Genomic DNA, 19450 nt, shown 5'->3' with positions numbered 1-19450 from the left:
CTGCCGCAAGAATCCCGGTGTAACCATTGAGTGACGCCCGGTCAGCAGGCACCTCTCAACTGGCTGCCTGGCCCTCCGAGGCGGTAAGAGGTACCGCGTCCTCCTGCCGGCGCCTGCGGAACTCCAGTCCAATGTCGTTGTACCGGCCCAGCAGGTCCGGGCCGGCGAAAGCACTGGGGGTGTCCAGCAGGCCGAAAATCCAGTCGCTTGCAGTTAGCAGTTCGGCGTCCGAGTACTCCTCCAGCGGACGGCCGCACAAGTCTTCCAGGCGTCCGGTCGGCACCAGCGGGTAGCCATCAGCAAAGTCCTCGCCGTTCTCCGTCACGTCGGTGAGGACGTCGATGAGTGCCAGCGGCTGCTGGGTCGGGTCTGGCTGCCCGGCCCATCCATCGGCGCTTGGGGAAAAGGCCAATGAAACGCCGTTACCGTAAATCCCCGGCAGCGTATCGCTGTCGATGGAGTTGAGGTCGCTCCGGAGACCGGCAAGGGCAGAGGACTCCACCTTCCCAGCCCCGGAGAGTTCAACGTGGATGTGGGAGCGGATGCCCATCCGGCGGACGCGCCGGACAATGTGCACGAGCTCGGGGCGGGAGCTTTGGTTCAGGCTGCCCCTGATATCAATGCGGACGACGTCGGCGGGGACATCAAGGTTAACGAATGCATTTAATGCGCGGTCCATAGGTACTCCAAAAGAGGGTGTCTATGGCCGACGGCTCAACCTCGGTAAGCGTAACCCCCCACGGAAGCCGGGCACAACCCGCCAGTAACAACGAGGTGGGCTGGTTGCCGGCTACGCGCTTTGGTCAGCCTGCCGCTTTCCCGGCTCCTGGAAATGCGTGCGGGTGCCAACGCCTCCCACCGAGTCCACCAGGGACTTGGCGATATCCCTGAGCTTGGTGTTGGTGTTGCTGGAGGCCTCGGTGAGGATGGCAACTGCGGCCTCCTGGCTGCACCTGTTCTGGGCCATCACGATTCCTATGGCGAGGTCGATGATGGTCCGGGACTCCAGGGTGGCGCGGAGGTTGGCGGCGCTGTCAGTGTGGAGGGAGAACCGCACGGCCAGGCGCAGCGCCTGGGAGATTTCGCGGGTGAATTCGCGTGCCCTCGCAACGGCACGCTCATCGAATTTGTGCGGGGCGTCCGAGTACAGGTTAAGCGCAGCCTTCGCCTCCCCGTGGAGGATGAAGGGCAGGGACAGTACCGAACGCAGCCCATGGGAGGCAACCGCCGCAGCGTAGTCGGGACCCCAGCGGTTCTCCTCAAACAGGTCCGGAACGTTGACTTCGCGTTCCTCCTTGGCGGCGGTGAGGCAGGGGCCCTGCGCGAGGGAGTACTGGATCTCATCCACTTCCCTGGCCGAATCGCTGCTCCAGCCGATGGTGGCGGCCTTCCGGTCACGGAGGAGCGTGATGCCGCACAGGGCGTCGTCGCCGCCGCCGGCCATCTGGTGGGCGGAAAAACGCGCCAGTTCGTTGAGGAAGTCCTCGAAGTCGGCACTTTCCAAAATGAGGTTCTGGACCTGGTCGGTGGTACTCAAGGGCTGTTCAGGGGGGAGCATGGTGCACGTTCTCCGTACGGGAAGAGGGGTTATCGCAAATGATAGAACAGCCCCGCGTTGCGGTCCAACGGGCCGGCGGCCGCCGCAGCCGGCCCGATGGACCTAAACACCGTTGTGACGAATGCTCAGGACAGGCCGAGCTCGTCCTTGCCGAACGCGAACAGGTAGGGCACACCGGCTTCGGCCTCGATCTTTTCCTTGGCTCCGGTGTCGCGGTCTACGATGACGGCCACTGCCACCACGTTGCCTCCGGCCTTCCGGACGCCTTCCACAGCCGTCAGCGCGGAGCCGCCTGTGGTGGACGTATCCTCCAGCACCAGGACGTTGCGGCCTTCCACGGAGGGGCCCTCCACCTGGCGGCCCATGCCGTAGGACTTCTGCGCCTTGCGGACCACAAACGCGTCGACAGTCCGCCCGGCGTCCACGGCGGCGTGCATCACTGCCGTACCTACCGGGTCCGCGCCCATGGTGAGCCCGCCTGCGCACTCAAAGTCGATGCCGGCGTCGTCCGCCAGGGCAAGCATCACCTGGCCCACCAGCTTGGAGGCCTCGTGGTGCAGCGTGATCCGGCGGAGGTCGATGTAGTAGTCAGCCTCGGCTCCGCTGGACAGGGTTACCTTGCCGCGGACCACGGCGAGTTCCTTGATCAGTTCCAGCAGTCGGGCACGGGCGGCTGCAGTATCCACTGCAGTGTCACTGGGGGAAGTCATGGTCTCCAGTTTAGTGCGGGCAGGCCGGTGTGGATGCTTGAGGCCTGTCGCCGCGGCTGGCTAGTCTGGACCATATGCGCGAACTCCAGGCAAAGATCATTGAGGAAATGGGCGTCCAGCCCCGGATCGACCCCGCCGGGGAGGTGCGCAATCGCGTCACATTCCTGAAGGACTACCTCAAGGCCACCCAGACCAAGGGCTTCGTCCTGGGCATTTCCGGCGGGCTTGACTCATCCCTGGCCGGGAAGCTGGCCCAGCTGGCGGTGGAAGAACTCGAAGCCGAAGGGGTGGACGCAAACTTCGTGGCGGTACGGCTGCCCTATGGCGTCCAGCACGACGAGGAGGATGCCCAGGCTGCCCTGGACTTCATCCAGCCCAAGACCCAGTGGACGTTCAACATCTCGGCTGCCGTGGACGGGTTCGAGGATGAATTCGAGAAGACCGTGGGCTCGGAAATTTCCGACTTCCACAAGGGCAACACCAAGGCACGCACCCGAATGATCGCCCAGTATGCGCTCGCGGGAGAACACAACTACCTGGTCATCGGCACGGACCACGGCGCAGAGTCCGTGACAGGCTTCTTCACCAAGTACGGCGACGGCGGCGCGGACATCCTTCCGCTGTTCGGCCTGAACAAGCGGCAGAACCGGGCCCTGCTGGCCGAGCTCGGCGCCCCCGCCCGCGTCTGGGAAAAAGTGCCCACGGCGGACCTGCTGGACGACAGGCCGGGCCGCACCGACGAGGACGAGCTCGGCCTGAGCTACGACCAGATCGACGACTACCTCGAAGGCCGTGAGGTGCCTGAATCCGCGGCTGCGTCCATCGAGGAGAAATACCTGCGCACGCGGCACAAGCGCACCGTCCCGGTCACCATCTTTGATACCTGGTGGAAGCACCAGGGCCCCGAGGAGCCCCGCGCCGGACTGTAGGGTTTCAGCGGGGCGAGCGCCCCTTGTCCCCCGCTCCGCCCAGCTGCTGGGTGATGCGGTGCGCCTCGGCCATCAGGAGGCTGCCCAGTTCCTCCTGCCGCTCGGGCTTGAAGCGCGGCTCGATGCCGGTAAGGGAGAGCGCCCAGGCGGGCCTGCCGGAGGCATCGAACACCGCGGCGCCCATTCCCCAGCTCCCTTCCAGGACAAGGCCCGGATTCACCGAGTATCCCGCCAGCCGGGTCTGGGCGAGGTTGGCCCGGACCCGGTCCCCGGTGTGTGACGCAGCGAAAGCACCCGCGTGCTCGGCCCAGTGAGCGAGCAGCTCTTCCTGCTCGGCTTCCGGCATGAAGGCCATGATCGCGGTGCCGGCCGAGGCAACGCCCAGCGGGAAGCGCACGCCCTCGTGCAGGACAAAGGACCGTACCGGGAAGCTGCCCTCCTCCCGCAGCAGGCACACTGTTTCGGAGCCACGGCGGATGGAAAAGAAGGCGCTCTCGCCGGTGGCTTCGGCCAGCCGGCGGAGGCTGGGCCGGGCGATGTCCTCGAGGGGAAACCGCGCTGCTGCCACCGACCCCATCAGGAGGATCTCCGGACCCAGCACCCAGTTGCCGGAAACGGCGTCGTGGTCCAGCAGCCCCTCCGACGCGAGTGAGGAGAGGAGGCGGTGGACGGTGGGCCGGGTGAGGCCGGATTCCTTGACCAGACCGGTGAGCGCCATGCCCTCCGCGCTCCTGCCCACGAGCCGTAACAACCCTGCAATCCGGCTCACCACTTGGGCTCCCTGTACCGGCGACGTGTTCATATTCTCCCTTTACGTCCACATTATGGATAGTCAACATCGTACCGTCCATACTGTGAATTTCGCGCTTTTCGACGACAAATCCGCTCCTTGACAGCCTTAGGGAACCCTCGTAGTGTCCACTTTCAGGAACCTTGTCCACAAAGTGGATAAGTGCCGGATGCTCGATGAGGAGAGTCATGACAAAGCTTCAGTCCACTGCCGCCGCTGCCCTGGAGGACGTCCTGCGGGACGGCATGACACTCGCTGTGGGCGGGTTCGGCCTCAGCGGGATCCCCGCGGATCTGATAGAGGCCGTCCGGGACTCCGGAGTGAAGGACTTGACGGTGGTCTCGAACAACATGGGGGTGGACGGCAAAGGCCTGGGCATCCTGATCGATGCGGGGCAGGTCCGTAAGGTCATCGCCAGCTATGTCGGCGAGAACAAGCTGTTTGCCGAGCAGTACCTGGCCGGCCAGCTGGAGGTGGAGTTCACCCCGCAGGGCACCCTGGCAGAACGGCTCCGCGCCGGCGGAGCAGGCATCCCCGCCTTCTACACCAGGACCGGAGTGGGCACCCTCGTTGCCGAAGGCAAGCCGCACGAGGTGTTCGACGGCGAAACGTACGTCCGCGAGCGCGCCATCCGCGCCGACGTCGCGCTTGTCCATGCGCACACTGCAGACACGGACGGAAACCTTATCTACCGCTACACGGCCCGGAACTTTAATCCCATCGTTGCCACCGCCGGCCTCCTGACCATCGCCGAAGCCGAAGTGATTGTGGAACCGGGCCACCTGGATCCCAATCACATCGTCACCCCCGGCGTGTACGTGCAGCGACTCGTGCAGGCCCGGGACCGGGTCAAGGACATCGAGCAGCGCACGGTGCGTCCGGCTTCTCGCCGTGCAGCGTCCGAAGCCGTGCCGGCCTGATCCCCTTCCCTACCTACCGAAAAGGAGAACCCCATGGCCTGGACCAGGGATGAAATGGCTGCGATTGCGGCCGAAGAATTGAACGACGGCGACTACGTGAACCTGGGCATCGGCATCCCAACGCTGGTGGCCAACAACCTGCCGGACGGCGTCCGCGTGGTCCTGCAAAGCGAGAACGGCCTGCTGGGCATGGGCCCCTTCCCCTACGAGGGTGAGGAGGACGCGGACCTGATCAACGCCGGCAAGCAGACGGTCACCGTGCTCCCGGGCGGCAGCATCTTCGACTCCGCCACCTCGTTCGGCATGATCCGGGGCGGACACGTCAAAGTTGCCATCCTCGGCGCCATGCAGGTCTCCGGCAGCGGCGACCTCGCCAACTGGACCATCCCCGGCAAGATGGTCAAAGGCATGGGCGGGGCCATGGACCTCGTGGCCGGAACCCCGCGCGTGGTGGTCCTCACCGAGCACAATGCCAAGGACGGCACTGCCAAGATCGTGACGGAGTGCACCCTGCCGCTCACCGGGCTGGGCTGCGTGGACCGGATCATCAGCGACCTCGCGGTGTTTGACCTGGTCAAGGACGACGACGGCAGGCGGCAGCTGACGCTCACCCGCCTGGCGCCTGGGGTCACGGTTGAGGAGATCCGGGAGAAGACCGGAACAGAGTTTGTCGTGGAACTGGACAACGAGGAAGTGGCGGCATGAGCCTGCGGGAACAGTTCGGCAAGGATGTCCTGCTGACCGGTTGGGGGCACAGCCGGTTCGGTAAGCTGGCGGACGATACCCTGGAGTCACTGATCGTCCAGGTTGCCACCGAGGCGATTGCGAATGCCGGGATCGAGCCGGGCCAGATCGACGAGATCTACCTGGGCCAGTTCAACTCAGGCATGATGCCGCTGGCGTTCCCGTCCTCTCTCGCACTGCAGGTCTCGCCGGACCTGGCCAACGTTCCAGCCACACGGGTGGAGAACGCCTGCGCCTCAGGCTCCGCCGCGTTCCAGCAGGGCACGAAATCCCTGCTCGCGGGCACGGCGAAGACAGTACTCGTGATCGGGGCGGAGAAGATGACGCACGCCGGGGCCGAGGTTGTGGGGGCCGGGCTGCTGGGTGCGGACTACGACATGGCCGGCAAAGCATCCACCACCGGTTTCACCGGGCTCTTCGCCGAGGTGGCCAAGCACTACGGGAAGCGGTACGGCGACGGGAACCTGGGTGACGTCCTGGGCTCCATCGCCGCGAAGAACCACCGCAACGGCGTGGACAACCCCTACGCCCAGCTCCGCAAGGACCTCGGCGAGGAGTTCTGCCGCACCGTGTCGGACAAGAACCCCATGGTGGCTGATCCGCTGCGCCGCACGGACTGTTCCCCCGTCTCAGACGGCGCCGCCGCCGTCGTGCTGTCCGTGGCCCCTACCGGAGGCGCCACTGCGCCGGTCCGCCTCGCCGGCTTCGGCCAGGCAAACGACTTCTTCCCCGCCGCCCGCAGGGACCCCACGGCGTTCGAAGCCACCCGCGTGTCCTGGCAGCGCGCCTTGGCGATGGCCGGCGTCGGACTCGATGACCTGGACTTCGCCGAAGTCCATGACTGCTTCACCATCGCGGAACTGCTCATGTACGAGGCCATGGGCCTGACCGAGCCGGGCAGGGGCGCCCGGGCCATCGAAGAAGGGTGGGTCTTCAAGGACGGCAAGCTGCCCGTGAACGTCTCCGGCGGGCTGAAGGCCAAGGGCCACCCCGTGGGCGCCACAGGGGTGTCACAGCACGTCATCTCCGCGATGCAGCTCACCGGAACCGCTGGCGGCATGCAGCTTGCCAACCCCCGCCGCGCAGCCGTCCAGAACATGGGCGGGGTGGGCATCGCCAACTACGTGAGCATCCTGGAGGCCCTCTAACCCGAAGAGTTTTTGTCCAGATATGCAGACTTCGGCGGCCCGCAACCCTGCATATCTGGACAAAAACTCCTAGGGGGTTCGTGGACACCACGTCGGCGGCAAAAGCAACCGCAATACGCCGCGAAGGGATGCGCTGACCTCGCCAAATGTTGCCTAACCCTTGCACGCACGGCCTGCGCCCCGTACGTTGGGGACTGCGGGGGACGTTCTCCTCGCACTCCGGGCCGATGGCACGGGGAGAGAATCAGAGTCACACGAAGGAATGCAGCCATGGCAACAGGCACAGTTAAATGGTTCAACGCCGAAAAGGGTTTTGGCTTCATTGCCCCCGATGACGGGTCCGCTGACGTTTTCGCCCACTACTCCGCAATCGCCAGCAGCGGATACCGCTCCCTCGATGAGAACCAGAAGGTTGAATTCGATGTGACCCAGGGCCCCAAAGGCCCGCAGGCGGAAAACATCCGCCCGCTCTAAGGCTTAGGTGACCGCCGGCCCCGCGCCGGCGGAACCCCGTATCCTGCAGCGGCTTCTCCAGCATTTTGCTGGAGGGGCCGCTGTTTTGTTGCCCGCCGCCCCTGGCCATTAACCCTTCGGGTTCCGAAATTTGGGACAATCGGAGGGTGACGGGACAGGACCAGGACCCTTGGGAAGAGTTCGACCAACTGGGCCCGGCCGCGCCCGACCGCGTTCCCGGGCACCCCGGCGGTGAACCCCTGGGCTTCGGGTTCCGCACCGGTGTCCGCAGCGCGCGCGTCGCGGTCGGGTTCGCCATTTACACGCTGGCGCTGGGAACTGTCCTGGCGCTGACCGGATGCATTGTCTTCGCCGCCCGGGGGCAGTGGCTGCTCGTGGGCCTGATGCTGGCCATCGAGGCAGTCTTCATTTTCGCCTTCAGGCGCCTCGTGGCGCAGGCCCGGAACCGGTCCGGACACCGCCGTCCACGCGGGCACGGATTCCCGGAAAAACCTGCTTGACCTTGACGCAACGTCAACCCCTACGCTCAGACCATGGAAGCAACGGATGCCAAGGCGGGGCCTGACTGGTCCATCCAGGACGTGGCACGGCTCGCCGGCACCACCAGCCGCACGCTGCGGCATTACGACGAGATTGGGCTGCTGAAGCCCAGCCGCGTGGGCAGCAACGGTTACCGCTATTACGACGGCGCCGCCCTCCTGCAGCTGCAACGGATCCTCCTGCTCCGGGAGCTTGGCCTGGGCCTGCCGGCCATTGCCGAGGTTTCCCGCCGGCAGACGGATCCTGCCAAGGCCCTGGGCCGGCACCTGGAGTGGCTGGCGCGGGAGCAGGAACGGCTCACGAAGCAGATGGCATCCGTCCGGCAAACCATTGAAACACTGAAAGACGGAGGAGACATGGTGGCGGAAAAGATGTTCGACGGGTTCGACCACACGCAGTACAAGGACGAGGTGGAAGAGCGCTGGGGCAAGGACTCCTACGCGAAAAGCGACGCCTGGTGGCGTGGAATGGGTGCGGTGGAACAGCGGGAGTGGAAGTCCCGCGCTGCGAAGCTGGGCAACGACTGGATAGCTGCTGCAGGCTCAGGGCTTTCCCCTGCCGGTCCCGAGGCGCAGGACCTGGCGCGGCGGCACGTTGCGTGGCTGACGTCCATCCCGGGCACCCCGGCCGCGGAGGACGGCGGAGACGTCAAGGGCTATGTTGTGGGCCTGGCGGAGATGTATGTTGCCGATGCCCGGTTCGCGGCCAATTATGGCGGCGAGCAAGGAGCAGGCTTCGTGCGGGACGCGCTGCTGGCTTACGCAGAGAAGCGTCTCTAGGCGAACGCCGACTTCCCGGTCACGGCCCGCCCCACGATGAGGGAGTTGATCTCGTAGCTGCCTTCGTAGGTGTACAGGATTTCTGCATCGCCGAACAGCTTGCCCATTTCGAAGTCGGCACTGATGCCGTTGCCGCCCAGCAGGGACCGCCCCATGGCCACTGAGGCCCGGGCAAGCCTGGTGGTGGTGGCTTTGGCCAGGGCTGCCTGCGCCATCTCCAGCTTCCCCTCCTCCTGGATCCGTGCAAGCTGTACCATCAGCGCCAGGGAAGCCGTGGCGTTTCCCAGGATGTCCGCAAGCTGCTGCTGGACCAGCTGGAACTGTGCCAGCTCCTTGCCGAACTGACGGCGCGCCAGTGAGTAGGAGCGGGCTATATCGAACGCGGCGAGCTGGATTCCGGCGGCCTGCCAGCCCACCCAGGCCCGGGAATCCCGCAGTAAGTCGTTGGCCTTGGCGAAGGAGGTGGCCCCGGGCAGCAGGTTGGCCGCCGGAATCCGAACGTCCTGCAGCGTGATGTCCGCATTCTGCATGATCCGCAGGCCGATCTTGTTGCAGATTTTGGCAGCCGTGTAGCCGGGCCGGTCCGTCTCCACCAGGAAGGCCTTGACCTGGTGGTCCTCCACGTCGCGTGCCCAGACCAGGGCGAAGTCGGCGATGGTGCCGGCCCCGATCCAGCGCTTGGCGCCGTTCAGGATCCATTCGGCGCCGTCCAGCCTGGCTGAGGTCGCGAGCCCGCCGGAGATGTCGGACCCATGGTCCGGTTCCGTCAGCGCAAACGCCCCAAGGCTGGTGAAGGCTTCAAGGCCTGGCAGCCAGCGGAGCTTCTGTTCCGCGGATCCCAACTCCTTGATGGTGCCCACAATGAGCTCATTGTGGATGCCCGTGAGGGCGGAGAGGGACACGTCCGCCCTGGCCAGCTCCACGTACATCAGGCCCTTGAGGAGGATGGAGCTGCCGTCCACCTGGAGGGCACCCAGTCCATATCCGCCCATCTCGGCAAGGAGATGGAAAGGGAACTCTTCACGGTTCCAGTACGGAATGGATTGCCCCCGCACGCGGTCCTGCAGGAATTCACGGACGCGAAGGTACCGCTCCCGCTCAGGCCCTGCCAGGAGGTCCGCAACGTACATGAGGTCGGCGTCGGGAAAGGGGAGCGCTTCGCCGCTTCCTTCCGGCCCCACCGGCATCCACCTCCGCTTCGCCCAACCATTGGATGTCCTAGTATATTCACATCGCTGATGAAAGAGTGATGCGCGTCACCCGAACGAAAGGTGTTCAATGGGTACCCCATTGTCCCGCGATCCCATTGCCGAGGCGCGGCGGAACTGGGAGGAACATGGCTGGGCGGATGTCGCGGCTCCCATGGCTGCCATCACCGCCATCATGCGGACGCAGCAGATCCTGCTGGCCAGGATCGAGTCCACGCTCAAACCGTTCGGGCTGACGTTTGCCCGCTATGAACTCCTGGCACTGCTGAGTTTCACCAGGAAGGGCTCACTGCCCATGAATAAGGCGAGCGCACTGCTCCAGGTCCACCCCACGTCCATCACCAATGCGGTGGACCGGCTTGAGCGGGCGGGCCTGGTGGACCGGTCCCCGCATCCCACCGACGGCAGGACCACGCTGATTGAGCTCACCACCGCGGGGCGCACCTTGGCGAAGCGTTCGACGGCGGCGCTCAACGCCGAGGTGTTCAGCGCCCCGGGGTTCGACCCCGGCGACGTGGACCACTTGATCCGCATCCTCGGCGCCTTCCGCCGGAACGCCGGCGACTTCGAGGAGTGATGCGTGGCCTGGGGCGTGAAGCGCGGCTTTCTGGATGGGCCCGTCAGCGTCGGACTTTTTCCCGTTTGAGCCGCCGCACCACGAGCAGGGCTACCGTCACGCCCAGCGCAGCGTAGACAGCGTAGTTCAGGAACCTGGAATACTGCTCGATCAACTGGTATTGGGTGCCCAGCAGGTACCCCAGGCCGATCAGGGCCCCGTTCCACAGTCCGCTGCCCGCCAGGGTGTACACGCTGAAGGTGGCCAGGGGCATCCCTGACGCTCCGGCCGGGAGGGAAATCAGGCTGCGGACACCGGGGAGCAGCCGGCCGAAGAAGATGGAGGACCTGCCGTGGCGGCGGAACCATCCAGCCGCCTTCTCAAAGTCCTCCTGGTCCACCAGGGGGAGCCTGGACAGCCCGCGGATGGAACGTTGAAGGCCCAGCTTCGCGCCCAGCCAGTAAAGGAACAGCGCACCAAGGTAGGCCCCCAGGGTGCTGGTGACAAAGACGAGGATCAGCTGCAGGGAACCCTGTTTGGCGAGGTAGCCGGCCAACGGCAGGATCACCTCGCTGGGGATGGGCGGAACCACCGTTTCGGCGAGGGTGAAAGCACCCACGCCCCACTCGCCCATGTGCTCTATGGTCCGGGCAGCAACGCCCACCAGGCCGGTCAAATTGTCAGTTGAGCCGCCAGCGCCTGCCGCCATTCCCCACATAGAACTCCCCATCTGCTTCCGGCCGTCCCGTCCTGTCTACCCTAGGCAGCTGGGAAAAAGCTGGACCAAGGTCAGGACGGCCGGGAACGCACGTGCATCCGCTCCCCCTGGGTGCCGAAAAGGCTGAGGAATTCAACCGGCTTTCCATCCGCCCGGCCGAACCAGTGCGGCACGCGGGTATCGAACTCGGCGGCCTCCCCCGCCCCCAGGACCAGGTCCTGGCTGCCCAGCACCATACGGAGCTTTCCGTTGAGGACGTACAACCACTCGTAGCCCTCGTGCACCTGCGGGTTGGGCTGGTCCAGCGGCCCAGCCGGAAGGATGTGCTTGTAGGCCTGGATGCCGCCCGGCTTCCGGGTGAGCGGGATGATGGTCATCCCCCGCGCCGTGATGGGCCGCAGGTGCACCCGGGGATCCCCCGTTGCGGGTGCACCCACCAGTTCATCAAGCGGGACGTGATAGGCCTTCGCCAGGGGCAGCAGCAGCTCGAGGTTGGGGCGCCGCTGGCCGGACTCCAGCCTGGAGAGCGTGCTCACCGAGATGCCCGTGGCGTCTGCCAACGCTGACAGGGTGATGTCCCGGGCCAGGCGGAGCGCCCTGAGCCGCGGTCCAACCGCCGCAAGCACAGCGTCCGTTCCCCCGTCCATGCCGCTTTCGGCTCCCATATCCATGGCACCATATTGCCATTCCAGCAAAATACTTTGCCAGTCCGAACGGAACGCAGCAGCATGGGAGCCATGACTGAAAACTTCGAAACACTCCATGACGTCCTGGTTGTTGGCGGCGGCGCTGCCGGACTGAGCGCGGCCCAGATGCTGGGCCGCAGCCGCCGGTCCGTAGCCGTGGTGGACAGCGGGGAACCGCGCAACGCCCCTGCCGCCGGTGTCCACGGATTCCTGTCCCGCGACGGGATCAGCCCCGGTGAGCTCCTTGCCATCGCCCGAACGGAGGCTGAGGGCTACGGGGCTGCCGTGGTCCACGGCAGGGTCGTGGCTGCCGGCGGCGGCCTGGCGCAGGGCTTCCATGTAACGCTCGACGACGGCACGCAGCTGCGCGGCCGGCGCCTGCTGATTGCCACCGGGCTCACGGACGAGCTGCCCGCCGTCGACGGGCTGCGTGAGCGCTGGGGCAGGGACGTGCTGCACTGCCCGTTCTGCCACGGCTGGGAAGTGCGGGACCAGGCCATCGGCATCCTGGGGAACGGCCCGTGGTCAGTGCACCAGGCCCTGCTCTTCCGGCAGTGGAGCAGCAACATCACGCTCTTCCTGAACAACAGGGTTGCCCCGTCCGACGCCGAATACGAACAGCTGGCTGCGCGCGGCATCCGGGTGGTGGACGGGGTTGCCGAAGCTGTCCGGGTTGAACGTGACCGGCTGCGGGGCGTCGCCCTGGCCGGAGGTCCGGAGGTTGCCGTGGAAGCGCTGGTGGTGGGGCCCCGTGTCCATGCCCGGCTGGACGCCTTTGCCGGCCTTGGCCTGGCTCCGTCCGAACATCCGTCAGGAGCGGGAACCTACCTTGAAACGGATGCCGACGGCGGCACGCCCGTCCCCGGCGTCTGGGCCGCCGGCAACGTCACGGACCTGAAGGCGCAGGTGCTGGCCTCTGCGGCCACTGCCGCCTGGACCGCCGTCGTCATTAACAACCACCTCATGGCGGAGGAACTGGCAGCGGACATCGACGCCTACCGGAGGTCGCTGTCCCCTACCGGTGCCTGAACTCCGGCTGGCGCTTCTCCGTGAACGCCGCCATGCCTTCCTTCTGGTCCTCGGTGGCGAAGAGGGAGTGGAACAGCCGGCGCTCGAACAGGACCCCCTGGGCCAGACCGGTCTCGAAGGCGGCGTTCACGGCTTCCTTGGCAACCATGGCCACCGGCCTGGACTTGGAGGCGATCACCTCTGCGGCCTTCAAGGCCTCGTCCACCACGTCCTCGGCGGGGACCACCCGGGACACCAGGCCGCAGCGGTCGGCCTCCTCCGCCCCGATGAACCGCCCCGTAAGGATTAGGTCCATGGCCTTGGCTTTGCCCACGGCTCGGGTCAGCCGCTGTGAGCCGCCCATGCCGGGCAGGACGCCCAGGTTGATTTCCGGCTGCCCAAACTTCGCGTTGTCGCCGGCGATGATCAGATCGCACATCATGGCCAGTTCACAGCCCCCGCCAAGGGCGAATCCCGAGACGGCCGCAATGGTGGGGATGCGCAGCCGGGTGAAGTCCTCCCAGCCGCGGAACCAGTCGGCGGCGTACATGTCCATGTAGCCCTGCGCCGCCATCTCCTTGATGTCGGCGCCGGCTGCGAAGGCCTTGCCGGAGCCGGTAATAACAACCGCCCCCACCCCGGGATCGGCGTCCATGGCCTTCACCGCGGCCACCAGTTCCTCCATGGTGGCTTTGTTAAGGGCATTCAGTGCCTGCGGGCGGTTCAATGTCACCAGGCCAACCCGGCCCCGCTGCTCCACAAGGATGTTCGCGTATTCGGTCACTCCGGGCTCCCGTCGTCCTGCGCTGCGCCCTGCGACGCACTGCCTGCTAAGTTCTCTGGTCCGCCGCCCGCCCGGCGGCCGGACATATCGCGGATGTCGGTGATGATGCCGGAAAAGTCCCTTCCCGCGCCCTCCCCTGCCGCAAACGTACCGTAGATTTCCGCGGCGAGCGGGCCCATCCGGGCAGCCACCCCGGTGCTGTTGAGGGCATTGACGGCCAATGAGAGGTCCTTGGCCATCAGGGCGCCGGCGAAACCTGGCTGGTAGCCGCGGTTGGCGGGGCTGGTGGGAACGGGGCCGGGCACCGGGCAGTTGGTGGTGAGCGCCCAGCACTGTCCGGACGCCGCGGAGGCCACATCGAACAGCGCCTGGTGGCTCAGGCCCAGCTTCTCCCCCAGGACAAATGCCTCGCTGACGGCGATCATGGAGACGCCCAGGATCAGGTTGTTGCAGATCTTCGCAGCCTGGCCTGCGCCATGGGCACCGCAGTGGACAACGCGTTTGCCCATTATGTCCAGCAGCGGCCGCACAGCCTCAAAGTCCGCGGCGTCCCCTCCCACCATGAAGGTGAGTGTGCCTGCTTCGGCCCCCACTACGCCGCCGGAGACCGGGGCATCCACGGAGCGGTGGCCGGCATCAATGGCGAGGGATGCTGCTTCCCTGGCCTCGTCCACGTTGATCGTGGAGCAGTCCAGGAACATGGTCCCGGGCTTCGCCGCCGCCAGCAGTCCGGGCTGCCCCTCCCGGCCACGATAGGCATCCAGGACATGCCGGCCGCTGGGGAACATGGTGAGGACCACGTCAGCCCCGGAGACGGCTTCAACAGCGCCCGCCGCGACCGGGACGCCGCTGGCTGTGGCGGCGTCCAGGGCCGCCGGCACCACGTCGAAGCCGGCCACCGCATAACCCGCCTTGACCAGGTTCACGGCCATCGGACCGCCCATGTGGCCGAGGCCCAGGAAGGCGACAGTGTATTTATCAGTCATGGTCAGGCTCCTTTTTGCTGCGGTTCCACGCCCCGAAGGTCCAGTTCCCGGCTCCCCAGGGGCTCAAAAAAGCGCTCCACCTGTTCCGGCGTCACGTCCGCCAGGGTGGCCGGGTTCCAGCGGGGGTTCCGGTCCTTGTCCACCACCTGCGCCCGGATGCCCTCCCGGAAATCCGGCGCTTCCAGGAACCGCAGGCCCACCCGGTACTCCTGCGCCAGGGCCTCGTCCAGGGTGCGGCCTTTCACGCGGCGCAGGGCGGCCAGCGTGACCTTCACCGACGTGGGCGATTTCGCCTCGATGGCTTCCGCCGCCTGGAAGGCCTCTGCGCTTCCTTCTCCTTCGCGTCCCCGCAGGCGCCGGACGATTTCCTCGGCGTCGTCGGCGGAATAGCAGGCGTCGATCCAGTCCTGCTGTCCCTGCAGCGCCGAGGGCGGGGCCTCCGTGCTGTAACGCCCGACGGCGGCTTCCGCCGTTTCGTTTTCCAGCGCGGCCACGAGGGCGGGCAGTTTTTCGGACGGGACGAAGTGGCTGGCCAGGCCAAGGTACAGCGCATCCGCTCCGTCCAGGTGTGCGCCGGTCAGGCCTGCGTGGGTGCCCGTTTCGCCCGGGGCGCGGGACAGCAGGAACGTCCCTCCCACATCGGGTGCAAAGCCGATGGTGGTTTCCGGCATCCCTGTCCGGGTGCGTTCGGTGACCACCCGCACGGACCCGTGGGCGGAAATTCCGACGCCGCCGCCCAGCACCAGCCCGTCCATCACTGCCACGTAGGGTTTGGGATAGCGGGCGATCAGGGAGTTGACCCGGTACTCGGTTGCCCAGAAATGCGCGGTCCGTTCCCCACCTTCCAGCATGTCCCGATAGATGGCCACAATGTCGCCGCCGGCGCAGAGGCCCCGGTCTCCGGCGCCCTGCACCAGGACCGTGGCAACGCCGTCGTCGTCCGCCCAGGCGGTGAGCTGCTCCAGGAGCTGCCCCACCATGCCGGCCGTGAGAGCGTTGACCGCCCTGGGCCTGTTGAGGGTAATGACGCCCAGCCGGCCGCGGCGTTCAAACAGCACCTCCCTGCTGTCCACTGAAACCCCTGTATCAGCCGTGCCCTGTGGTGCGCTGTGCGTCATCAACTTCCTTCCGGCATCACGAAGCTTGCTCCGTGCCATATTCCCGAGGGCCACCGCGTGGTCACCGTTTTGGTCTTGGTATAGAAGCGGAAAGCGTCCGCGCCATGCTGGTTCAAGTCGCCGAATCCCGAGGCCTTCCAGCCGCCGAACGTGTAGTAGGCGATGGGGACGGGGATGGGGACGTTGATGCCCACCATGCCCACGTCCACCCGGGTGGCGAAATCGCGGGCGGCATCACCGTCGCGCGTGAAGATGGCCACGCCGTTGCCGAACTCGTTCCTGGTGCACAGCTCGAGCGCTTCATCGTAGTCTGCCGCCCGGACCACGCACAGGACAGGGCCGAAAATCTCGTTGCGGTAGATCGCCATGTCCGTGGTGACGTGGTCGAAAAGGGTGGGCCCTACCCAGAAGCCGTCCTCGTGGCCCGGCACATTGAGTCCCCGGCCGTCCGCCAGGAGGGTGGCCCCGGCGTCAGCCCCCGCCTGGATGTAGCCCTCGATGCGTTCCCTGGCATCCGCGGACACCACCGGGCCGAAGTCGGACTCCTGGTCAAGGCTGTGGCCCACCTTGAGGGCTGCGACGCGCTCCTGGAGTTTGGCCACCAGCCGGTCCGCTGTTTCCTCCCCCACCGGTACCGCAACGGAGATGGCCATGCAGCGCTCCCCGGCGGAGCCGTAGCCGGCGCCGATGAGGGCGTCCGCTGCCTGGTCCAGATCGGCGTCGGGCATGATCACCATGTGGTTCTTGGCCCCGCCGAAGCACTGGGCCCGCTTTCCGTGGGCGGCGGCCGTGGCGTAGATGTATTGGGCAATCGGGGTGGAACCCACAAAGCCCACCGCCTTGACGCGCGGATCCTCCAGCAGCGCGTCCACGGCTTCCTTGTCCCCATTGACCACGTTGAACACCCCGTCCGGGACGCCGGCTTCCGTGTAAAGTTCGGCCAGCCGGAGCGGCACCGAGGGGTCCCGTTCGGAGGGTTTCAGGATGAACGCGTTGCCGGCGGCCAAGGCAGGGCCGGACTTCCACAACGGGATCATGGCCGGAAAGTTGAACGGCGTAATGCCCGCCACCACACCCAGGGGCTGGCGCAGCGAGTGGATGTCTATCCCCGGTCCGGCGTCGCTGGAGAACTCACCCTTGAGCAGGTGCGGCGCCCCGGCGGCGAACTCCACCACCTCCAGGCCCCGCTGGATGTCGCCTTTCGAATCGGCGAGTGTCTTCCCGTGTTCGGAGGACAGCAGCCGGGCGAGCACGTCCAGGTCCCGGTTGACCAGGTCCACGAAGCGCAGCAAAATCCTCCCCCGGCGCTGGGGGTTCATGGCCGCCCACTCCACCTGCGCCTTCTCCGCGACGGCCACAGCGTTCTGCACCTCATCCCCGCCGGCAAGCGGCACGCGGGCCTGGACCTGGCCGGTACAGGGGTCGAAGACGTCGCCAAACCGGCCCGACAGGCCTGCGGCGTGATGGCCGCCGATGTAGTGGGAGAGTTCACGGACCATGACTGCACGCTCCTTCGCATGTGATCCAGGTCATTTCTGGTTGCGAATATACTCGGACTTCCTACTAACTTCCACCGGACGTTGCCCGTCCTTGTTCCACTGTCCCAGCCACATGGCAGGCACCGCCGTGCCGGGCCAGATGGGTGCCTAATGCTGCCGAATAGAGCTGCACGCACGGGCGTGTCCGCGCCGTTGTGCCCCGTTTCGGCGGCACTTCCGGGTCCGCAATTCCGGCGCTCAAGGTAGGTTAGGAACTGTGAAGATAGCTACCTGGAATGTGAACTCGCTCCGTGCCCGCGCCGACCGTGTTGAAGCCTGGCTTCAGCGCAGCGACTGCGACGTCCTGGCCATCCAGGAGACGAAATGCAAGGACGACAACTTCCCGTGGGAGCTCTTTGAGCGGATGGGCTACGAGGTGGCCCACTTCGGCGTGAACCAGTGGAACGGAGTTGCCATCGCTTCCCGCGTGGGGCTGGAGGACGTTGAGCGTACGTTCCTTGACCAGCCCTCCTTCGGCAAAGCAGGCAAGGACCCGGTCCAGGAGGCCCGCGCCATGGCTGCAACCTGCGCCGGAGTCCGCATCTGGAGCCTCTATGTCCCCAACGGCCGTTCCCTGGACGACGAACACATGCCCTACAAGCTCAAGTGGCTGGAAAGCCTGAAGACCCACGCCCAGGAGCTCGTCGCGCAGGACCCGAATGCCCAGGTGGCCCTGATGGGTGACTGGAACATCGCGCCGTTCGACGAGGACGTGTGGGACATCGACCTCTTCGTCAACAACCGGTACACGCACGTCAGCCCGCCGGAACGCGCCGCCTTCCATGCCTTCGAGTCGGCAGGCTTCACCGATGTGGTGCGCCCCTACACGCCGGGACCGGGCGTGTACACCTACTGGGACTACACCCAGCTGCGCTTCCCCAAGAAGGAAGGCATGCGGATCGACTTCGTGCTGGCCTCCCCGGCGTTGGCAGCACGCGTCACCGGCGCTTCGATTGACCGCGAGGAGCGTAAAGGCAAGGGAGCGTCGGACCACGCACCCGTGCTGGTGGAACTGGCGGACTGATGACCGTGACCTGGACCCACGCAAGGAGGCCGTCGTGACCGGAAACCTCTACCGGGGCCAGGCCGGCCTGCCGTTCTCGTCGACCCTGCGCGTCTACGAACCGCTGGACGCCTTCCCCGAAGAGCAACGGCAGGCGATCCAGGAGGCAGGGGCGCGTGCTGCCTCCCGCGCCGCCGTCGAAAACGCCGAACTGCTTGCTTCGCTGGGGCGCATCACGCGCTCCGGAGGCGACCCCTTCCCCACCGGACGCACAGACCTGGTGCGCGTCACCGCCGCCCCGGCACCTGCCGGCGGCAGCGACAGCGAACCATCTGCCGACGGAGCCGGCGCTGAGCCTGTGCTGCTGTACTGCCCCAGCCAGCTGGTGCTGCGCGCGGGCCTGGCCGCCAACGCCCTGATGGAGGGCATCCACGGCCCGCTGGCGGAACTGCTGATCCCCGAGGAACAGCGGGACAAGCACCAGGAACGGATCGACCAGGTGAAGGCCCGCGACGGCTCCACCCGCGTGCACACCCGGGCATCCACATGGGGAATCCCGTTCAGCTGGTTCTCGCTGTTCATGGAGTCGGACCACAAGGACGTTGTGGAAGCCGGGGGGCGGATCGTCACAGTGCGGGTGTGGGCGCCCATCACCGAGGCTTTGGAGCGTGCCCGCTACGCGGTGGCCAACCTGGCCCTGGCGGCGCCGGACCTGGACATGCTGGACGATCTTGCCCAGCTCACCGAGTGGCTTGAACTGTTCCACGTGGATTCCATGGTGGAGCTCGATTACGGTGCTGTCGCGGACAAGGTGTACCCGGACGAATCCCCCATGGACATCAGGCTGGGCATCGAGTGCCTCGCGGAGGGCGACATGACCGGTGCTGCTGCCGCCTACCGCCGCCTGGCCTCCCGCTGGATCCCGATCCGGCAGCTGGCGCGCGCCTCCTAGGCTGGCCCTGGCGGCGCATACCCCAGCCGTCCCCTGACCGGGGCGGCGCTAGGTGTACTGCCCAGGCAGGTTGGTTAAGCGGCTGATGGGCGGGTGGCCTCCGATTGCGGTGTGGGGCCTGTGGTGATTGTAGTGGTGCAGCCATGCCGGGAGGGCGTTTCTGCGGGCTGATTCCGTGGCGTAGAAGCGCTTGAAGGCCCACCCGTCGGCAAGGGTTCTGTGGAAGCGTTCGATCTTGCCGTTGGTCTGTGGGCGATATGGCCGGGTCTTCTTTGCCGTGATCCCCAGTTCTTGGCAGGTG

23 protein-coding genes are annotated in these 19450 nt (G+C 66.3%); 11 read left to right on the top strand and 12 right to left on the bottom strand.

Going from position 1 to position 19450, the window contains the following annotated elements:
* Window positions 1-55: 55 nt before the first annotated feature.
* The 3 genes from IEX43_RS12200 to pyrE form a co-directional block, all read right to left on the bottom strand.
* On the bottom strand, window positions 56-679 hold the full coding sequence (locus tag IEX43_RS12200; protein ID WP_188811394.1) for a hypothetical protein: 624 nt from the start codon (window positions 677-679) through the stop codon (window positions 56-58).
* A gap of 111 nt (window positions 680-790) precedes the next feature.
* The gene (locus tag IEX43_RS12195) at window positions 791-1558 is read right to left on the bottom strand and encodes a GAF and ANTAR domain-containing protein (RefSeq protein ID WP_188811392.1); all 768 of its coding nucleotides are present in this window, start codon (window positions 1556-1558) and stop codon (window positions 791-793) included.
* A gap of 125 nt (window positions 1559-1683) precedes the next feature.
* Window positions 1684-2268, bottom strand: coding sequence for an orotate phosphoribosyltransferase (gene pyrE, locus IEX43_RS12190; protein ID WP_188811390.1), 585 nt, complete (start codon window positions 2266-2268; stop codon window positions 1684-1686).
* A gap of 74 nt (window positions 2269-2342) precedes the next feature.
* Between pyrE and nadE the strand changes: the two genes are divergently transcribed.
* Window positions 2343-3197 (top strand): ammonia-dependent NAD(+) synthetase, encoded by an 855-nt coding sequence (gene nadE, locus IEX43_RS12185; RefSeq protein ID WP_188811388.1) that lies wholly within the window; start codon window positions 2343-2345, stop codon window positions 3195-3197.
* Between the two features lie 4 nt (window positions 3198-3201).
* On the opposite strand, the gene IEX43_RS12180 is transcribed toward nadE, so the two are convergent.
* The gene (locus tag IEX43_RS12180) at window positions 3202-3999 is read right to left on the bottom strand and encodes an IclR family transcriptional regulator (RefSeq protein WP_188811386.1); all 798 of its coding nucleotides are present in this window, start codon (window positions 3997-3999) and stop codon (window positions 3202-3204) included.
* A 176-nt stretch (window positions 4000-4175) separates the two neighbouring features.
* On the opposite strand from IEX43_RS12180, the gene IEX43_RS12175 reads away from it, so the two are divergent.
* The 6 genes from IEX43_RS12175 to IEX43_RS12150 all read left to right on the top strand — a co-directional run bounded on the left by IEX43_RS12175 (window position 4176) and on the right by IEX43_RS12150 (window position 8592).
* A complete protein-coding gene (locus IEX43_RS12175) occupies window positions 4176-4907 on the top strand; it encodes a CoA transferase subunit A (RefSeq protein ID WP_188811384.1) in 732 nt (243 codons plus the stop codon).
* 33 nt (window positions 4908-4940) lie between these two features.
* On the top strand, window positions 4941-5612 hold the full coding sequence (locus IEX43_RS12170) for a CoA transferase subunit B (protein WP_188811383.1): 672 nt from the start codon (window positions 4941-4943) through the stop codon (window positions 5610-5612).
* Window positions 5609-6799, top strand: a complete 1191-nt coding sequence (locus tag IEX43_RS12165; protein WP_188811381.1) for an acetyl-CoA acetyltransferase — start codon at window positions 5609-5611, stop codon at window positions 6797-6799. The genes IEX43_RS12170 and IEX43_RS12165 overlap by 4 nt, the downstream gene beginning before the upstream one ends.
* Before the next feature lie 270 nt (window positions 6800-7069).
* Window positions 7070-7273 carry a cold-shock protein gene (locus IEX43_RS12160; RefSeq protein WP_013599688.1) on the top strand — a complete coding sequence of 68 codons (204 nt, stop codon included), beginning with the start codon at window positions 7070-7072 and terminating at the stop codon, window positions 7271-7273.
* Window positions 7274-7419: 146 nt separating this feature from the next.
* On the top strand, window positions 7420-7773 hold the full coding sequence (locus IEX43_RS12155; protein ID WP_188811378.1) for a hypothetical protein: 354 nt from the start codon (window positions 7420-7422) through the stop codon (window positions 7771-7773).
* A gap of 33 nt (window positions 7774-7806) precedes the next feature.
* Window positions 7807-8592: a MerR family transcriptional regulator gene (locus tag IEX43_RS12150; protein WP_188811376.1), complete on the top strand. Its 786-nt coding sequence runs from the start codon at window positions 7807-7809 to the stop codon at window positions 8590-8592.
* Here IEX43_RS12150 and IEX43_RS12145 read toward each other — a convergent pair.
* Window positions 8589-9722, bottom strand: a complete 1134-nt coding sequence (locus IEX43_RS12145) for an acyl-CoA dehydrogenase family protein (RefSeq protein WP_377102775.1) — start codon at window positions 9720-9722, stop codon at window positions 8589-8591. The two genes, IEX43_RS12150 and IEX43_RS12145, sit on opposite strands and share 4 nt — an antisense overlap.
* A gap of 148 nt (window positions 9723-9870) precedes the next feature.
* Here IEX43_RS12145 and IEX43_RS12140 point away from each other — a divergent pair, with 148 nt between their 5' ends.
* Window positions 9871-10377: a MarR family winged helix-turn-helix transcriptional regulator gene (locus tag IEX43_RS12140; protein ID WP_104188143.1), complete on the top strand. Its 507-nt coding sequence runs from the start codon at window positions 9871-9873 to the stop codon at window positions 10375-10377.
* Between the two features lie 43 nt (window positions 10378-10420).
* Here IEX43_RS12140 and IEX43_RS12135 read toward each other — a convergent pair whose 3' ends face one another.
* On the bottom strand, window positions 10421-11074 hold the full coding sequence (locus tag IEX43_RS12135) for a DedA family protein (RefSeq protein ID WP_188811372.1): 654 nt from the start codon (window positions 11072-11074) through the stop codon (window positions 10421-10423).
* 71 nt (window positions 11075-11145) lie between these two features.
* Complete coding sequence (locus tag IEX43_RS12130; RefSeq protein ID WP_229666439.1) at window positions 11146-11745, bottom strand: helix-turn-helix domain-containing protein; 600 nt, start codon at window positions 11743-11745, stop codon at window positions 11146-11148.
* Window positions 11746-11811: 66 nt separating this feature from the next.
* Here IEX43_RS12130 and IEX43_RS12125 point away from each other — a divergent pair, with 66 nt between their 5' ends.
* Window positions 11812-12789: an NAD(P)/FAD-dependent oxidoreductase gene (locus IEX43_RS12125; protein ID WP_188811370.1), complete on the top strand. Its 978-nt coding sequence runs from the start codon at window positions 11812-11814 to the stop codon at window positions 12787-12789.
* Here the strand turns inward: IEX43_RS12125 and IEX43_RS12120 are convergent.
* The 4 genes from IEX43_RS12120 to IEX43_RS12105 are packed head-to-tail and all read right to left on the bottom strand — an operon-like array spanning window position 12776 to window position 17155.
* Entirely contained in the window at window positions 12776-13552 is a 777-nt protein-coding gene (locus IEX43_RS12120; protein ID WP_188811368.1) for an enoyl-CoA hydratase, read from the bottom strand. The two genes, IEX43_RS12125 and IEX43_RS12120, sit on opposite strands and share 14 nt — an antisense overlap.
* The gene (mmsB, locus tag IEX43_RS12115) at window positions 13549-14538 is read right to left on the bottom strand and encodes a 3-hydroxyisobutyrate dehydrogenase (RefSeq protein WP_188811367.1); all 990 of its coding nucleotides are present in this window, start codon (window positions 14536-14538) and stop codon (window positions 13549-13551) included. Before mmsB ends, IEX43_RS12120 begins: the two co-directional genes overlap by 4 nt.
* 2 nt (window positions 14539-14540) lie before the next feature.
* The gene (locus IEX43_RS12110; protein ID WP_188811366.1) at window positions 14541-15656 is read right to left on the bottom strand and encodes an enoyl-CoA hydratase/isomerase family protein; all 1116 of its coding nucleotides are present in this window, start codon (window positions 15654-15656) and stop codon (window positions 14541-14543) included.
* Window positions 15656-17155 carry a CoA-acylating methylmalonate-semialdehyde dehydrogenase gene (locus IEX43_RS12105; protein WP_188811365.1) on the bottom strand — a complete coding sequence of 500 codons (1500 nt, stop codon included), beginning with the start codon at window positions 17153-17155 and terminating at the stop codon, window positions 15656-15658. Before IEX43_RS12105 ends, IEX43_RS12110 begins: the two co-directional genes overlap by 1 nt.
* A gap of 256 nt (window positions 17156-17411) precedes the next feature.
* Here IEX43_RS12105 and IEX43_RS12100 point away from each other — a divergent pair, with 256 nt between their 5' ends.
* Window positions 17412-18218 (top strand): exodeoxyribonuclease III, encoded by an 807-nt coding sequence (locus IEX43_RS12100; RefSeq protein ID WP_188811364.1) that lies wholly within the window; start codon window positions 17412-17414, stop codon window positions 18216-18218.
* A 34-nt stretch (window positions 18219-18252) separates the two neighbouring features.
* Window positions 18253-19149: a hypothetical protein gene (locus IEX43_RS12095; RefSeq protein ID WP_188811363.1), complete on the top strand. Its 897-nt coding sequence runs from the start codon at window positions 18253-18255 to the stop codon at window positions 19147-19149.
* A 48-nt stretch (window positions 19150-19197) separates the two neighbouring features.
* Here IEX43_RS12095 and IEX43_RS12090 read toward each other — a convergent pair.
* On the bottom strand, window positions 19198-19450 hold a 253-nt coding region (locus IEX43_RS12090; RefSeq protein ID WP_188811362.1), incomplete at its 5' end, for an integrase core domain-containing protein.

This window comes from Pseudarthrobacter polychromogenes (assembly GCF_014644495.1).
GTDB lineage: Bacteria > Actinomycetota > Actinomycetes > Actinomycetales > Micrococcaceae > Arthrobacter > Arthrobacter polychromogenes.
The sequence above is the reverse complement of the archived record's forward strand: the minus strand, read 5'-3'. Positions and strand labels throughout refer to the sequence as shown.